General features: G+C 69.6%; 13 protein-coding genes. 9 read left to right on the forward strand and 4 right to left on the reverse strand.

Annotated elements, in window-relative coordinates; all coding sequences use genetic code 11:
• The first annotated feature begins 84 nt into the window (after positions 1 to 84).
• Positions 85 to 1,500 (forward strand): PE-PPE domain-containing protein, encoded by a 1,416-nt coding sequence (locus tag AC5Y31_RS18345; protein WP_499982021.1) that lies wholly within the window; start codon positions 85 to 87, stop codon positions 1,498 to 1,500.
• A gap of 19 nt (positions 1,501 to 1,519) precedes the next feature.
• The gene (gene upp, locus AC5Y31_RS18350) at positions 1,520 to 2,143 is read left to right on the forward strand and encodes a uracil phosphoribosyltransferase (protein WP_499982022.1); all 624 of its coding nucleotides are present in this window, start codon (positions 1,520 to 1,522) and stop codon (positions 2,141 to 2,143) included.
• Between the two features lie 178 nt (positions 2,144 to 2,321).
• Here the strand turns inward: upp and AC5Y31_RS18355 are convergent, their stop codons facing one another.
• Both AC5Y31_RS18355 and AC5Y31_RS18360 read right to left on the reverse strand, forming a co-directional pair.
• The gene (locus AC5Y31_RS18355) at positions 2,322 to 3,929 is read right to left on the reverse strand and encodes a phospho-sugar mutase (RefSeq protein WP_499982024.1); all 1,608 of its coding nucleotides are present in this window, start codon (positions 3,927 to 3,929) and stop codon (positions 2,322 to 2,324) included.
• Complete coding sequence (locus AC5Y31_RS18360) at positions 3,926 to 4,714, reverse strand: purine-nucleoside phosphorylase (protein WP_065026264.1); 789 nt, start codon at positions 4,712 to 4,714, stop codon at positions 3,926 to 3,928. Before AC5Y31_RS18360 ends, AC5Y31_RS18355 begins: the two co-directional genes overlap by 4 nt.
• A 43-nt stretch (positions 4,715 to 4,757) precedes the next feature.
• Between AC5Y31_RS18360 and AC5Y31_RS18365 the strand changes: the two genes are divergently transcribed.
• Positions 4,758 to 5,936, forward strand: coding sequence for an amidohydrolase (locus tag AC5Y31_RS18365; RefSeq protein ID WP_065026263.1), 1,179 nt, complete (start codon positions 4,758 to 4,760; stop codon positions 5,934 to 5,936).
• Here the strand turns inward: AC5Y31_RS18365 and AC5Y31_RS18370 are convergent.
• A complete protein-coding gene (locus AC5Y31_RS18370; protein WP_301634044.1) occupies positions 5,933 to 6,424 on the reverse strand; it encodes a gamma-glutamylcyclotransferase family protein in 492 nt (163 codons plus the stop codon). The genes AC5Y31_RS18365 and AC5Y31_RS18370 overlap by 4 nt on opposite strands.
• 42 nt (positions 6,425 to 6,466) lie before the next feature.
• On the opposite strand from AC5Y31_RS18370, the gene AC5Y31_RS18375 reads away from it, so the two are divergent.
• From AC5Y31_RS18375 to AC5Y31_RS18390, 4 genes are all read left to right on the forward strand, one after another.
• Positions 6,467 to 7,882, forward strand: a complete 1,416-nt coding sequence (locus AC5Y31_RS18375; protein ID WP_499982026.1) for an NAD(P)H-quinone dehydrogenase — start codon at positions 6,467 to 6,469, stop codon at positions 7,880 to 7,882.
• A 19-nt stretch (positions 7,883 to 7,901) separates the two neighbouring features.
• Entirely contained in the window at positions 7,902 to 9,659 is a 1,758-nt protein-coding gene (glpD, locus tag AC5Y31_RS18380; RefSeq protein WP_499982029.1) for a glycerol-3-phosphate dehydrogenase, read from the forward strand.
• Between the two features lie 158 nt (positions 9,660 to 9,817).
• Positions 9,818 to 11,092, forward strand: a complete 1,275-nt coding sequence (locus tag AC5Y31_RS18385; RefSeq protein WP_499982031.1) for a hypothetical protein — start codon at positions 9,818 to 9,820, stop codon at positions 11,090 to 11,092.
• 645 nt (positions 11,093 to 11,737) lie between these two features.
• Positions 11,738 to 12,487, forward strand: coding sequence for a hypothetical protein (locus AC5Y31_RS18390; protein WP_499982033.1), 750 nt, complete (start codon positions 11,738 to 11,740; stop codon positions 12,485 to 12,487).
• A gap of 104 nt (positions 12,488 to 12,591) precedes the next feature.
• On the opposite strand, the gene AC5Y31_RS18395 is transcribed toward AC5Y31_RS18390, so the two are convergent.
• Positions 12,592 to 13,968 carry an HNH endonuclease signature motif containing protein gene (locus AC5Y31_RS18395; protein WP_499982034.1) on the reverse strand — a complete coding sequence of 459 codons (1,377 nt, stop codon included), beginning with the start codon at positions 13,966 to 13,968 and terminating at the stop codon, positions 12,592 to 12,594.
• Between the two features lie 144 nt (positions 13,969 to 14,112).
• Between AC5Y31_RS18395 and AC5Y31_RS18400 the strand changes: the two genes are divergently transcribed.
• Positions 14,113 to 14,985 (forward strand): pseudouridine synthase, encoded by an 873-nt coding sequence (locus tag AC5Y31_RS18400; RefSeq protein WP_499982114.1) that lies wholly within the window; start codon positions 14,113 to 14,115, stop codon positions 14,983 to 14,985.
• Positions 14,986 to 15,035: 50 nt separating this feature from the next.
• A complete protein-coding gene (locus AC5Y31_RS18405) occupies positions 15,036 to 15,458 on the forward strand; it encodes a hypothetical protein (RefSeq protein WP_499982036.1) in 423 nt (140 codons plus the stop codon).
• The last annotated feature ends 577 nt before the right edge of the window (positions 15,459 to 16,035 follow it).

Genomic DNA, 16,035 nt, shown 5'->3' on the forward strand with positions numbered 1-16,035 from the left:
CTCCCTAAGGTGAAGCCTGAAATTCGCCTTATAGATCGATATGAATCGTCTGGCGATACAACGGCGACGACCGGGAGGTCTGCGATGACGGCTAAGCGACTGCACGCGGTGGGGGCGACCCTGCTGGCCGCGCTCTGCGCGATCGTGTTGGCCAGTTCGTCGCTGCTGGCACCGGCGCTGGCCTACCGGCTGGAGAAGTTGATCGCCGATGTCGTGCTGCTGGCCGGGCAGGGCTGGATCATGACCGGCACCGGCCAGTCCGACCCGACGGTCGGCAACTACATGGATGTGGTGCGGGAGTTCTACCTGCAGCCCGCCGCGCCGTGGTTCCCCGGGCAGACGGCCTTCCCGGACTATGTGTTCGACGGCCTGGTCACCCCGGAGCAGTTCTGCCCGATCATCTGCCAGCCGTTGCCGGTACCGCAGCTGAATTTCGCGGACTCGCTGGCCGAGGGTGCCGCCAACCTGGACGCGGCGATCCGCCCGCAACTGGAGGCCGGCGACGACGTCACGGTGTTCGGCTACTCGCAGAGCGCGGTCGTCGCCACCCTGGCGATGCAGAAGCTGCTCGCCGACGCGCCGGGTGGCTCCTATGACCCGGACAACCTGCACTTCGTGCTGATCGGTGACCCCAACAGCCCCATCGGCGGCATTCTGAGCCGGCTGCACTTCGCCGACGGCCTCGACGGGAACATGCAGCACATCCCGTTCCTCGGCATCCCGGTGGGCATCGGCGCCGGCCCCACCGACTTCTCGGCCAGCATCTACAGCACCGAATACGACGGCTGGTCCAACTTCCCCGTGGACCCCACCAACCTGCTGGCCGTAATCAACGCACTGATGGGAATTCCGGCGGTGCACGGCGCCTACTTCAACGACAACCTCGGCAACGCGATCGACCTGGGCTCGATCGGGGGCAACGACTTCTACATGCTGCCCACCGCGCAGTTGCCGATCCTGGGACCGCTCTACGGGCTCGGTGACGTCGGCAAGGTGCTCGGCGACGCGCTGGCGCCGATCCTGAAGGTCGCCATCGACTGGTCCTACGGCAACCCAGGTGCCCCGGACGCCGGCATCGCCGTGGGCGGTGTCGACCCGATCGGCGCCGCCGGCGCCTGGGCCGTCACCGCGACCGGCCAGCTGTCCGAGGACGCCGGTGTCGCCGGGTTCCTGCTGCGGATGGACCCGCTGCAGATGCTGGCCGGCCTGCAGTACGCGGGTGTGCAGAGCCTGACCAACACCATCAACCACCTGCTGGACTTCGCCGGGCAGGCTCCGCTGTCACAGTCGATCGTCGACACGCTCCTGACCGGCTACAACCTGACGATGGAGCTGGATCAGGCGCTGCTGACCGGGTGGCACGACCTGGCCAGCCAGTGGGACCTGCTCGACGTGCTGGGTCCCGACGCCATCTTCAACGGGGCACCGCTGATCTCCGCGCAGCCGCTGCTCGACCTGGTCGGGGTGGGCTTCAGCCTGTTCAACTATCTCGACGCCTGACGCCGTAGGGTGTGAGCCCGTGGATGTCCGCGTCGTCGACCACCCGCTGGCCGCGGTCCGGTTGACTTCGCTGCGCGACGAGCGCACCGGCAGTGCCGGATTCCGGGCCGCGCTGCACGATCTGACCCTGATGCTGATCTACGAGGCAACCCGGGACGCCCCCTGTGAGCAGGTCGCGGTGCGCACCCCGATGGCCGAGACCGTCGGGGCGCGGCTGGTGCGGCCACCGCTGCTGGTACCGGTGCTGCGCGCCGGGCTGGGCATGATCGATGCCGCGCACGCCCTGATCCCCGGAGCCGAGGTTGGGTTCGTCGGCGTGGTACGCGAGGAGTCGACCCACCTGCCGGTGCCGTACCTGGCCTCGCTGCCGGCAGATCTGGGCACCCGACCGGTGCTGGTGCTGGATCCGATGCTGGCCACCGGCGGCTCGCTGGTGCACACCGTTGGACTGCTGGCCGACCGTGGCGCGACCGACATCACCGTGCTGTGCGTGGTGGCCGCACCGGAAGGCGTTGCGGCACTGAGCAATGCCGGTTCGGGGGTGCGGCTGTTCACCGCCGCTGTCGACGACGGGCTCAACGCCGACGCCTTCATCGTGCCGGGGCTCGGTGATGCCGGTGACCGGCAGTTCGGCCCGCGCTGAGGCCGCGAAACCCCTTGTGTCACTCCGGTAACCGAGGAGTGGGGGTGTGAGTGTTGCCCGCCTTTGAGCGACAAACGGCTCGGCGCCGCCTGGATTCAGCGGCAGGGCTGGGGTTGTCGCTCAAAGGCGGGCACCACACCACCCCCTTCGAAGCGGTGGCAGATGAGGTTCATGGGGTTTACCAGGTACGGACCTCGTCGGCGACGGCGGCGCAGACCCGCAACGCCTCCGCTCGATCGCCGGCCGGATCATCCGACGGTTCCCGGGTCACCTCGAGATAGCACTTGAGCTTGGGCTCGGTGCCCGAAGGCCGCACCACCAGCCGCACCGAGGTGCCGTCGCGACGTCCGACGAACTCCAGCGCATCGGTGGTCGGCCCCCAGCGATGCAGCAGATCGTTTGCGGTCACGGTGAATCCGGCCAGCGCGCCGGGCGGATCGGCGCGCAGCCGGGCCATCACCGCGGTGGCCTCGGCGGTGTCGGCGACCCGGCGCGTCACCGCGTCGGTGACGTGCACGCCATACCGGCGCGCCAACTCATCCAGCGCCCCGAGCGCCGAGGCACCCCGCTCGCGTAGTGCTGAGACCAGATCGCAGGCCAGCACCGCGGCGCTGATCCCGTCCTTGTCGCGCACCGCATCCGGGTCGACACAGTAGCCGATCGCCTCCTCGTAGGCATAGACCAAGGCGCCGGGCAGATCCGCATCGGCGCGGGCGAGCCACTTGAACCCGGTCAGCGTCTCGACATGGCGGGCCCCGTAGCGCCCAGCGATGCTCGCCAGCATCCGCGACGACACCACGCTGCTGGCCACCACCGCGCCTGAAGCCCGGCCCTCAGGCAGTGCCGAAAGCAGGTAATCGCCGAGCAGCCAACCGGTTTCGTTGCCGGTCAGCATCCGCCAGCCGTCCGGGCCGCCGATACCGACCGCGCACCGATCGGCGTCGGGATCCAGTGCGATCGCGATGTCGGCATCGACGTCGGCGGCCAGCGCCAGCAGCTCGTCGGCGGCGCCCGGTTCCTCCGGGTTGGGGAACGCCACCGTGGGAAAGTTCGGGTCGGGATCGAATTGGCTTGCCACGGTGTGGATATCGTCGAATCCCGCGGCGCGCAGCACGTCGACCGCCAGCGCCCCGCCCACGCCGTGCAGCGGGGTCAGTGCCACCCGGATCTGACCGCGGTGGCGCCGCACCGCGGCGGCCCGCGCGATGTAGCGCTGGAGCAACTCGCCGCCGGCGGGAGGCGCGGGGCGTCGGGCGATGGTGTCGGCCGGGGGAGCGGCGGCCATCGCGGCCTCGATCTCGGCGTCGACCGGGGCCACGATCTGCACCCCGCCGTCGAAGTACACCTTGTAACCGTTGTCGCCGGCCGGGTTGTGTGAGGCGGTGATCTGGATGCCGGCCGCCGCGCCGGTCTGACGCACCGCGAACGCCACCACCGGGGTCGGCAGCGGATGGGGTAGCCGTAGTACGGAAAACCCTGCCGCGGCAAGCACTTCGGCGGTCGCGGCGGCGAACTCCGCCGAGCCGTGGCGGGCGTCGCGCCCGACCACCACGGTCGCACCGGCGCGCCGGTGGGCGATCAGTACCTGGGCCACCGCCCAGGTGGCGCGCAGCACCACGGCGAGGTTCATCGCGTCGGGCCCGCCCCGGACCGGTCCGCGCAGGCCCGCGGTGCCGAAGCGCAGCGGTGCGGCGAACCGGGCGGCCCGTTCGTCGTCACTCCAACCGGCCACCTCCGCGGCGGTCGCCGGGTCGGGGTCGTGGGCGATCCAGTCCTCGGGGGTCACAGCCGGGCTATGACCTCGGCGAGCAACTCGCCCATGCGGGTCGCCGATTCCCGGCCGGCGGCCAGCACCTCGGCGTGGCTGAGCGGCTCGCCGGTGATCCCGGCCGCCAGGTTGGTCACCAGCGACACGCCCAGCACCTGCGCCCCGGCCGCCCGGGCGGCGATCGCCTCGTGCACGGTCGACATGCCCACCAGGTCGGCGCCCAGGGTGCGCAGCATCCGGATCTCGGCCGGGGTCTCGTACTGCGGACCCGACATTCCGGCGTAGACGCCCTCGACCAGCGTCGGGTCGACCTGGCGGGCCAGTGCGCGCAGCGCCGGGGTGTAGGCGTCGACCATGTCGACGAAGTGCGCGCCCTCCAGCGGCGAGCGCCCGGTCATGTTCAGGTGGTCGTTGATCAGCACCGGCTGGCCGACCTCGAAGTTGTCCCGCAGGCCGCCGGCCGCGTTGGTCAGCACCACGGTGTTCGCGCCGGCCGCGACGGCGGTGCGCACCGGCCGCACCACGTCGATCAGCGGATGGCCCTCGTAGGCGTGGATCCGGCCGACCAACACCAGCACCTGATGTGTGCCGATCGGTATCGACACCAGTTCGCCGATATGGCCCGCCGCGGTCGGTGCACTGAACCCGGGCAGGTCGGCCATCGGCATCGCCGCGGTGGGGGTGCCCAGGGCCGCCACCGCGGGCGCCCACCCGGAGCCGAGGACGATCGCTACGTCATGGGTGTCGACGCCGGTGCGCCGGGCCACGACCGCCGCCGCCTGGGTCGTGAGCGGAACCGTCACAGCCGTTGAGCTTAGCCGGGGGCCACGGTGGGATACTGCGTGAATGCCCTCAGCTTCCGCGTCGCAGGCCGCGCAGGCGTGGTTGGCCCTCAACGCCGGCGAGCTGGTCGCCTGGCGCCGGCATCTGCACCGCCATCCGGAGCTGAGCCGCCAGGAGTTCGCCACCACCCAGTTCATCGCCGAACGCCTGGCCGGTGCCGGCCTCAACCCCAAGGTGCTGCCCAGCGGAACCGGGCTGATCTGCGACTTTGGTCCCGAAGACGGGCCGCGTATCGCGTTGCGGGCCGACATCGACGCCCTGCCGATGACCGAGCAGACCGGAGCGCCCTACTCCTCGCTGGTGCCGGGGGTGACGCACGCCTGCGGTCACGACGCGCACACCGCGATCCTGCTGGGTGCCGCGCTGGCGCTGGCCTCGGCGCCGGAGCTGCCGGTCGGGGTGCGGCTGGTGTTCCAGGCGGCCGAGGAGTTGATGCCCGGCGGTGCGATCGACGCGATCGCGGCCGGAGTGCTGAGCGGGGTCAGCCGGATATTCGCGCTGCACTGCGATCCGCGACTGCAGGTCGGCCGGGTGGCCACCATCCCCGGACCGATCACCTCGGCGGCCGACACCATCGAGATCACCGTCGGCGGCCCCGGCGGCCACACCTCCCGGCCGCACCTGACCGCTGACCTGGTCTACGGGCTGGGGGTGCTGATCACCGGGCTGCCCGGCGTACTGTCCCGGCGCATCGACCCGCGCAACAGCACGGTGCTGGTGTGGGGGGCGGTCAACTCGGGAGCGGCGGCCAACGCGATCCCGCAGGCCGGGCGGCTGGCCGGTACCGTGCGCACCGCCAGCCGGGACACCTGGGTGGCGATGCAGGGCGTCATCGAGGACGCGGTGTCCTCTTTATTGGCGCCGCTGAACATCGAGCACACGCTGTACTACCACCGCGGGGTGCCGCCGGTGGTCAACGAGGCGGTGTCGACGCGGATGCTCACCCACGCGATCGAAGCCATCGGGCCCGACGTGCTGGCCGAGACCCGGCAGTCCGGGGGCGGCGAGGACTTCTCCTGGTACCTCGAGCAGGTGCCCGGCGCGATGGCCCGGCTCGGGGTGTGGCCGGGCACCGGGCCGCAACGGGACCTGCACCAGCCGACGTTCGACCTTGACGAGCGGGCGCTGGGGATCGGGGTGCAGGTGATGGCCGGCATCGTCGACCAGGCCGCGCTGCTCTAGGACCCCGGGCCGATGTTGCGGGCCGGGCGGGTCTGCAGGTTGCGGACGTAATCCTCTGGCGCCCCGGCGATCTGGGCGGCCTCGGCCACCACCCCCAGGTAGCGTGCCGAGGGCAGCCCGCCCTCCCAGGCGTCCACCACATACAGCCAGGCCAGCACCGGCTCGGGGGCACTGTCGGCGGGATCCGACGTCATCCCGTTCTGCCGTTCCACCCGGCAGCGGATCTTCTTGTGGATCCCGAAGTCCGAGCCCTCCCAGCGGTCCATGTTCTTCTCGTCCTCATGGGTCACGTCGTAGAGGACGACGAACACGCTCGAGCCCGGGTCCTCGACCACGGTCGCCAGCGCGCCCTCCCAGCCGATGTCCTCGCCGGCGAACGTCAGCCGCCAGCCGTGGATCCAGCCGGTGCCGGTCATCGGGGAGTGCGGTGCACGCTGCAGCATCTGTTCGGGATGCATGTTTGACCCGTAGGCGGCGTAGAGCGGCACGGCAGAAAGCTTAAACGCAGCGTCGACGATAAGTTGGTCGCTGTGACAACCCGCATTGTGATCCTCGGCGGCGGCCCGGCCGGCTACGAGGCCGCGCTGGTCGCGGCGGCCAAGGGTCCGGAGGCGGTGGCGGTCACCGTGGTGGACGCCGACGGCATCGGCGGCGCCTGCGTGTTGTGGGATTGCGTGCCGTCCAAAACCTTCATCGCCTCGTCCGGGGTGCGCACCGAGCTGCGCCGGGCCCCACACCTGGGTTTCGACATCCACTTCACCGACGCCGAGATCGAACTGGAGCAGATCCACGAGCGGGTCAAGTCGCTGGCCGCCGCGCAGTCCGCCGACATCCGGACCCAGCTGATCAACACCGGCGTCGACGTCATCGCCGGCCGCGGCGAGCTCATCGACCCCGAAACCGGGCTGGCCCACCACCGCATCCTGGTCACCGAGGCCGACGGGGGCCAGCGGGTGCTCGACGCCGACGTGGTGCTGATCGCCACCGGCGCCAGCCCGCGCACCCTGCCCAACGCCGAGCCGGACGACGAGCGGATCCTGACCTGGCGTCAGCTCTACGACCTGCGCACGCTGCCCGAGCACCTGGTGGTGGTGGGCTCCGGGGTGACCGGCGCGGAGTTCGTCAACGCCTACACCGAACTGGGCGTGCACGTGACGGTGGTGGCCAGCCGCGACCGGGTGCTGCCGCATGAGGACCCCGACGCCGCCCACGTGCTGGAGCGCTCGTTCGCCGAACGCGGCGTCACCCTGGTCAAAAACGCCCGGGCCGCCTCGGTGACCCGCAGCGACGACGGGGTGCTGGTCACCATGACCGACGGGCGCACCGTGACCGGCAGCCACGCGCTGATGACGGTCGGCTCGGTGCCCAACACCGCCGGTCTGGGCCTGGAGCGGGCCGGCATCGAACTCGGCCCCGGCAACTATCTGCCGGTGGACCGGGTGTCGCGGACGTCGGTGCCGGGGATCTACGCCGCCGGGGACTGCACCGGGCTGCTGCCGCTGGCGTCGGTCGCGGCCATGCAGGGACGGATCGCGATGTATCACGCGCTGGGTGAGGCAGTGGCCCCCATCCGGCTGCGCACAGTGGCCGCCGCGGTGTTCACCCGGCCCGAGATCGCCGCGGTCGGGGTGCCGCAATCCCAGATCGACGACGGCACCGTGCCCGCCCGCACTGTCATGCTGCCGTTGCAGACCAACGCCCGGGCCAAGATGAGCCGGATGCGGCACGGCTTCCTCAAGCTGTTCTGCCGGCCGGCGACCGGCACGGTGATCGGCGGGGTGGTGGTGGCCCCGATCGCCTCCGAGCTGATCCTGCCGATCGCGCTGGCGGTGCAGAACCGGATCACCGTGGCGGACCTGGCGCAGACGCTGGCGGTGTATCCGTCGCTGTCGGGCTCGCTCACCGAGGCCGCGCGCCGGCTGATGACGCACGACGACCTGGACTGATTCGCGAGCGGTGAGGCCGGTGTCACACGTGGCCGCGGCCCGGGCGCCACGTAGCCTGGCAGTCGTGAGCACGCTGGGACCTGACCAACGAGCACAAGCCTGGGAACGCCTCGGTGCCGAGCAGTTCGACGTGGTGGTGATCGGCGGCGGCGTGGTGGGCACCGGGTGCGCGCTGGACGCCGCCACCCGCGGCCTCAAGGTAGCGCTGGTGGAGGCCCGTGACTTCGCCGCCGGCACGTCGAGCCGCAGCTCGAAGATGTTCCACGGCGGGCTGCGCTACCTCGAACAGCTGGAGTTCGGCCTGGTGCGCGAGGCCCTGCACGAACGCGAGCTGTCGCTGACCACACTGGCACCGCACCTGGTCAAACCCCTGCCGTTTCTGTATCCGCTGACCAGCAGGTGGTGGGAGCGGCCCTATGTTGCCGCCGGTATCTTCCTCTACGACCAGCTTGGCGGGGCGAAATCGGTTCCCGCGCAACGGCATCTGACCCGCGCCGGTGCGCTGCGGCTGTGCCCGGGGCTGCGGCGCAGCGCGCTGATCGGCGGGATCCGCTACTACGACACCGTCGTCGACGACGCCCGGCACACCATGACCGTCGGGCGCACCGCGGCGCACTACGGGGCGGTCATCCGCACCTCCACCCAGGTGGTGGCGTTGCTGCGTGAGGGCGACCGGGTGACCGGGGTGAAGATCCGCGACTCCGAGGACGGCGCGACCACCGAGGTGCACGGGCATGTGGTGGTCAACGCCACCGGGGTGTGGACCGATGAGATCCAGGCGCTGTCGCGCCAGCGTGGCCGGTTCCATGTGCGGGCCTCCAAGGGCGTGCACATCGTGGTGCCGCGCGACCGCATCGTCAGCGAGGCGGCGGTCATCCTGCGCACCGAGAAGTCGGTGCTGTTCGTCATCCCGTGGGGCACCCACTGGATCATCGGCACCACCGACACCGACTGGAATCTGGACCTGGCCCACCCGGCGGCCACCAAGGCCGACATCGACTATCTGCTGGCCAACGTCAACACCGTGCTGGCCACGCCGCTGTCGCACGCCGACATCGAGGGCGTCTACGCCGGGCTGCGGCCGCTGCTGGCCGGGGAGAACGACGACACCTCCAAGCTGTCGCGCGAGCATGCGGTGGCCGTCCCCTCGCCGGGCCTGGTGGCCATCGCCGGCGGCAAATACACCACCTATCGGGTGATGGCCGCCGACGCGATCGACGCCGCCGCCGAGTACATCCCGACCCGGGTGGCGCCCTCGATCACCGAGAAGGTGCCGCTGCTGGGCGCCGACGGCTACTTCGCGCTGGTCAACCAGGCCGAGCACGTCGGCGCCGAACAGGACCTGCACCCCTACCGGGTGCGTCACCTGCTGGACCGCTACGGATCGCTGATCCACGACGTGCTGGCGCTGGCCGAGGGCCGGCCGGAGCTGCTGGACCCGATCGCCGAGGCGCCCACCTATCTGAAGGTGGAAGTCGCCTACGCCGTCACCGCCGAGGGCGCCCTGCACCTGGAGGACGTGCTGGCCCGACGGACCCGGATCTCCATCGAGTACGCCCACCGCGGAGTGAACTGTGCCCGCGAGGTCGCCGAGGTGATGGCGCCGGTGCTCGGCTGGGACGACGCCGCCGTCGATGCGGAGGTGGCCAACTACACCGCCCGGGTGGAGGCCGAGATCCTCTCGCAGGAACAGCCCGATGACGCCTCCGCGGACGCTTTGCGCGCGAGGGCGCCCGAAGCCAGGGCCGAGATTCTGGAGCCCATTCCGCTTCCATGAACTGAGCTTGGTTACGCAGGGGACCGGGCCGCGGGAAAAACCGTGCATATGGGCTGAAATTGGCATTAACTTATGTTTGACAGTTGTTTCTAGGGCCATTACTTTCCAGCCATCAGCTGGGTCACATGGGGGATCCGGGTACCGGAAAGGTGTGGTCCATGTCGGATCTTTTGGGGGTGGCGCGCCCGCACGCGCTGGCATTGAAGGGCGGCACCCTGGCCGCGGCCACCGTTCTTGCCGGCGCCGGGCTGGTCGGAGTGGCCACAGTTGGGCCGGAGCTCGCCGGTGTGCCGTTGGCAGCGTCTGCTGTGCAGCACAACGTGGCGCAGGTGGCTTTCCCGACCTTCGCCGAGAGCCTGCAGTCCCTGCTCGACACCATGGGGATGGGCGACCTCAACCAGGTGCTCGCGGGCTTCGGGACGGTCCCCGGCGATCCCGACACGGAATTCAGCGTCAGCTCGACTCTCGGCCAGCTACTGCAGAGCTTCAACCCGGGCGGGCTGACTCTTGGGGAAATCTTCGGCCAGTTTGGAGTCCCGCTGGATATCCCGCTGTACAGCGGCACCGGATCGTCGCTGCTGGGTAGCGCGACCCTCACCATCGGCAGCCTGACTATTGATAACCCGTTCGTCTTCACAGCCCCGTCGTCGTTCTACACCACGGTCTGGCCCGGCGATGACCCCAGCAACCTCTACTCCAGCATCAACGGCACTCCGCTCGGCAATGTCGAGCTTGGCCAGCTGGTGGATCTGCTGCTGGGCGGAGCGGGTCAGGGCGATGACCACTCGCTGGCAGAGTTGGCCAGCCAGCTGGGCTTCAGCCTGAACCAGCAGCTGCCATCGATGGGCGGCCTGACGGGCATCTTCAGCTGGCTCTCCGGCGTCAGCACCTACGGCGACGCCCTCAACAAGCTCGGCGGCATGCTCAGCAACTTCAACGAGGAGCTGCAGAGCTGCGGGTCAGTCACCGGCATCTGTGGCTCGATCAGCAATCCGGACTTGAGCGTCAACAGTTCGTTGAACGACTGGCTGAGCGGGCTGCTACAGATGCCCACCACCGACATCACCAAGACCGTCACGCACACCCTCGCCGGCATTCCCACCGGCAGTCCCACCGTCACAACTCTCGCGGACACCGCCAAGACCCTCGGTGATTACCTGCAGACGGTGCCCTGGGGAACCACCGCCAACACCTATCTGGGGGGCCAGAGTCTGGGCACTCTGCTGAACATGGATCCCAACGAGACCTGGAATGCCTACCTGAGCAACATGCTGTTCGGCGGGATCTTCTTCCACCCGGGCACGGATGGTTTGGGCTCCCAGACGATCGGCGACATGCTGCAGGGCTGGCTGCCCGACGACAGCACCCTGACGATCACCGGCGACACGCCGATCACCGACCTCCTGGATGCCTTCGGCCTGCTGAACTGGTAGCGGATTCAGCTCCGCTCCTCGGCACCCGGCCATCCGGCCGGGTGCCTTTTTTGTAACCATCGCAGCACCCGAAAATTCGGGCGTGCTTGCTTTGCTGCAATTTGCTAGCGGTGAGGTGCGTATTTCGCTTCGAAGCTCTGAATCGCTCGGTATTCGCCGGCCGTCAATTTCATACGGTTCGACCGTTATAACGGGTTGTTTACGCGATATCGTATTGCGGTCGGGCGTAGCCGGACGGCCCGACTGAAATGCCTAGAAAATGCTAAGTGAGCTGTTATCGCACATGGGCTAGCAAGTTGTTGCTTCGTCTGGCGCCCCTGATGCGGGTCTTCGCTAGTGAGGCGCGTGAGCTGGGAAATTCCTGGTGATTGACGTTGCTGACGCAGACGAAAGAATTCTACAAAGGTAGTTGACATGAGGCTGAGTACATTTTAAGTTAACGTTCGTTGTAGAACGTGCAACATCATTTGTTTGATCCCAGAAGGGGGCCCATACATGTCCACTCTCTCCATTGCAGCGCCGACGGAGTCGCACGGCTTCGTGGCGAAAGCCGGCGCACTCGCCGCCAGTACCGCATTAGCCGGTGCAGCTCTATTCGGCGGCGTAGCAGTTGCTCCGACCGTTGCTAGCAGCCTTACTGGATCGGTGCAGCGCGACTACGTGCTCACGGCCGACCCCACCACCTTCCCGACCTTCGAAGCGAGCCTGCAGACGCTGCTGGACACCCTCGGCTTCGGCAACATGGGCCAGGTGCTGGGCCTGTTCGGTACCGGCATCAACACCAGCTCGGAACTGAGCGCGCTGCTGGCCGCGCTGAACCCGGACAACGTGTCGCTAGACGCGATCACCGGCGGATTCCTCGGCACCGACCTCACTGCGGTGCTTAACGACGTGCAGATCGGCGGCGTTGGCCTGGGCGATGTGCCGATCGACTCGTTGATCGGTGGCTTCATCGGCGGCGCCGGCGCCAACACGAGCATCGGCGATCTGCTGGGCTTCTTCGGCCTGGGTTCCTACGCCGGCCTGTTGGACCTGCCGATGCTGGGCCTGTCCCCGACCGACACGCTGGCCTCCCTGCTGAACGAAATGCTGGGGATCGGCGCCACGACCTCGATCAACGACCTGCTGGACGCCAACGGGATGACCGACGCCACCATCGCGAGCCTGCTGGGCATCACTCCGGACCAGCTCGGTGCCGGATGGGACCAGTTCGTGGACGGCATCACGCTCGGCGGCACCCTGAGCGACCCGACCGGTACCGGAATACTGGGCGATGAGACGTTGGGTGACTTGCTGACCAGCCTGCTGGGCACCGGTGCCACCCCAGTGACCGACGCCACCACGCTGACCGATTTCCTGGGCGACCTGGGCATCTTCAGCATGCTGGGTCTCTGAGTGGAGTAGTCCACACCGAATAGGGACACATCGGCCACAACCCCCCGACGGGTTGTGGCCGATGTGTCTTTGGTACGCGAGGGGATTCACGCACCCGGCCACCGCTACGGATGCTCGGGATCGTCGTCGCCGTCGGCGCTGTCGCGCAGCAGATTCTCCGGGTGGTGATAGCTGTTGGTGCGGGGCTGGCCGCGGTCGAGGTGCGCCGGCGGCAGCGTCTCGGTCACCCCGTCGCTGCGCTTGCGGGTTGTCCAGCCGTTGGACAGTAGTCGATGGTGCGGCCCGCAGCGCAGGGTGAGGTCGTCGATGTCGGTGCGGGGGTGTTGGGCGTAGTCCTGGTTGTGGTGCACCTCGGTGAGCTGGGCGGGCACGGTGCAGCCCGGGTGGGTGCAGCCGCGCTCCTTGGCGTAGAGCACCAAGCGCTGACCCGGGTTGGCGAGTCGTTTCGCGTGAAAGAGCGCGATCTCCTTGGCGCCGTCGAATATCCGCAAGTAGTGGTGCGCCTGGGAGGCCAGTCCGATCAGGTCACGCACGGGTAGCCACGTCCCGCCGGCGGTGGTGGCTTTGCCGGCGGCGGCCTCAAGCTCGGCCAGGCTCAGCGAGGCGACCACGCTGGCCGGCAGCCCGTGATGGCAGCCCAACTCGCCGGAGGCCAGCAGGTTGGCGCACATCGCCGCCAGCGCGTCATGGTTACGCTGGGCCGCCGAGCGGCGGTCGTTGTCGATCGCGGCCTGTGATGGGGTGCCGGACAGGCACGGGGTCTCGTCGTCGGGATTGCACATGCCCGGAGCGGCCCAGCGGGCCAAAACGGCATCGAGGGCGGCGCGGGCCTGCGGGTCGAGGTGGCCTTTGATCGCGGACATGCCGTCGCGGTCTTGCGGGCCGACGGTGATGCCGCGTCGTTTGGCGCGTTGCTCTTTGTCGGTGTGGTCGCCGTCGGGGCGCAGATAGTCGGCGACTCGCTGGGCGAGTTTGGCAAGTTCGTCGGGCCGATGGTGGGCGGCCAGGTCGGTGAGATGCTGCTCGGCTTGGGTCAGCGTTCCCGCATCGATGCCCTCGGGGAGGTAGTCGAACAGGGCGCGGATCACCGCGATGTGCTCGGCCCCGAGTTGCCCTTTGTGTTGGGCGGTGGCCACCGCGGGCAGCACCGGAGCCAGGGGTTCGCCGGTCAGGGTGCGCCGCGGTCCCAGGTCGGCGGCCTCGTTGATGCGGCGCCCGGCCTCCCCGCGGGTGATGCCGAGTTCGTCGGCGAGCACCCAGCGAGGTTTGCCGCCCAGTTCGTCGGGGTCGGTGGCGGCGATTTGGTTGACCATCGGATGCTCCACCGCGGGCAGCCGGCGGCGCAGCGTCTCGCAGCGCTGCAGCAGTGCCAGGCATTCGCGTGGGGCCAGCGCCGAGAAGTCCAGGTCCATGGCCCGATCCAGATCGGCCGAAAGAGCGTCGAACACCTCGACGATTTCTTCCCGATCATTCGAACGCATGTGCTAATTCTAGCGATGCCCACCGACAGTCGCAGAACTCGTCCACAACCAAAACCACAGTGACACAAGTGGTTACAGTGAAGAATGGGGTCCACCGGATAGACTCGCCTGGACGTGACGACACATCCTGAGAAAGCCCCCGCGATGACCCGTACCAGGCGTACCGCACCGCTTCCGGTGCGCGACGGCCTGGGCCCGGCCCGGCTGCGGCTACATGGCGGGCCGGTGGCCGCCGAGCTGCGCGACCGGTTCGGCCCGGCCGCCGCGGCCAAGGTCACCGCCGGGGAAGTGCTGACCGCTGACGGCGCCGTGGTCGATGAGACGACGGTGCTGCCGGCCGGAGCCGCTATCTTCTGGTACCGCGAGCTGCCCGACGAGGTGCCGGTGCCCTTCGACATCCCGGTGCTGTACCGCGACCGCGACCTGGTGGTGGTCGACAAGCCGCACTTTCTGGCGACCATGCCGCGGGGGCGTCACGTGGCCCAGACCGCGCTGGTGCGGCTGCGCCGTGAGCTGGACCTTCCCGAGCTGAGCCCGGCGCACCGGCTGGACCGGCTCACCGCCGGGATCTTGCTGTTCACCACCCGCCGCGAGCTGCGCGGGCCTTACCAGACGCTGTTCGCCCGCGGCGCGGTGCGCAAGCAATACCTGGCCCGCTCGTCGGCGCCGTCGCAGGGGGAGTTCCCGCGGCTGGTGCGCAGCCGGATCGTCAAACGGCGCGGCTGCCTGCAGGCCCGCGAGGAACCCGGCGAGCCCAACGCGGAAACGCTGGTCGAAGCGCTGGGTAACGGCTGCTACCGGCTGATCCCGCGCACCGGCCGCACCCACCAGTTGCGGGTGCACCTGGCCGCGCTGGGACTGCCGATCGACGGTGATCCGCTGTACCCCGACGTCATCGAGGTCGCCCCCGACGACTTCTCCACCCCGCTGCGGCTGCTGGCGCACCAGCTCGAGTTCGAGGACCCGTTCACCGGGTGCCTGCGGCGCTTCGTCAGCGGCCGCGCGTTTCAGCCCTGATCCTGCCGGGTACAGGAAGGCACGACAAACCAGAGGGGAGTCTCATTCTGATGAACGCACAAAGCAGGATGGCGATCGCAGTGCTCGGCAGCGCAGCGGCGCTGGTGGCAGCGGGTTGTAGCGGAACTAAAGAAGAAACCCCGACCAGCACGACCACCACCACCACGATCGAGATGACCACCACGATGGAGACCACGCCGATGGAGCCGGCACCCGGCGCGCCCGGCGAACCTGGCGAGCCCGGCGGCCCGACCGGTGGCGGCGGTCCCGGTGGCGGCGGCGGCCAGATTCCCGGCGGTCCGACCGGTGGCGGTGGCCCCGGTGGCGGCGGCGGCCAGATTCCCGGCGGCCCGACCGGTGGCGGTGGCCCCGGCGGCGGTGGTGGCCAGATTCCGGGCGGACCCACCGGCTGGGGCGGCCCCGGCGGTGGCGGCGGCTGCCTGCCCGGTGTGGGCTGCGGCGGCTGGCCGTGATCGGTCACCGACACTAAGAACGTCGCGATCGGCTCGTCGAGGGCGCCCAGCGCCGTCGGCGAGCTTTTCGCTGCCCGAGTGAGGCCGGTCTTCCGACGGCCGAAAGCCGGCCAGCGGCAATGCTGGCCGGCTTCGGTGGGCGGTCAGGGCCCTGGAGGTCCCGGGGGGCCGACTGGTCCGGGAGCGCCCGGGCCACCCGCGGGGCCGACGGGACCCGGAGCGCCGGGAGGCCCGACCGGTCCGCCCGGAGGCCCGACCGGTCCAGGGGCACCGGGTCCGCCAGGAGGCCCGACGGCACCCGGCGCTCCGGGCGGGCCGATGGCGCCCGGTCCGCCAGGAGGTCCGACGGCACCCGGTCCGCCAGGAGGTCCGACGGCGCCCGGTGCCCCGGGCGGGCCGATGGCGCCCGGTCCGCCAGGCGGGCCGACGTTACCGGGAGGTCCGGGGGGTCCCGGGGGTCCGGGAGGCCCCGGCGGTCCGGGCGGCGGCGGCGCTTGGGGTAAGAAGCTGGTGACCTGCGTGGCGGCACCGGGTTCCGTTGCGCCCGCCAGGGGCGACAGGCCCACGGCGGCGACGA

Source organism: Mycobacterium sp. NGS18 (assembly GCF_059813185.1).

Coding starts and splice junctions, on each gene's coding strand:
- AC5Y31_RS18405 (WP_499982036.1), top strand. CDS start 15,036: ATGAACGCACAAAGCAGGATGGCGATCGCAGTGCTCGGCAGCGCAGCG.
- AC5Y31_RS18385 (WP_499982031.1), top strand. CDS start 9,818: ATGTCGGATCTTTTGGGGGTGGCGCGCCCGCACGCGCTGGCATTGAAG.
- AC5Y31_RS18345 (WP_499982021.1), top strand. CDS start 85: ATGACGGCTAAGCGACTGCACGCGGTGGGGGCGACCCTGCTGGCCGCG.
- AC5Y31_RS18365 (WP_065026263.1), top strand. CDS start 4,758: ATGCCCTCAGCTTCCGCGTCGCAGGCCGCGCAGGCGTGGTTGGCCCTC.
- AC5Y31_RS18400 (WP_499982114.1), top strand. CDS start 14,113: ATGACCCGTACCAGGCGTACCGCACCGCTTCCGGTGCGCGACGGCCTG.
- AC5Y31_RS18395 (WP_499982034.1), bottom strand. CDS start 13,968: ATGCGTTCGAATGATCGGGAAGAAATCGTCGAGGTGTTCGACGCTCTT.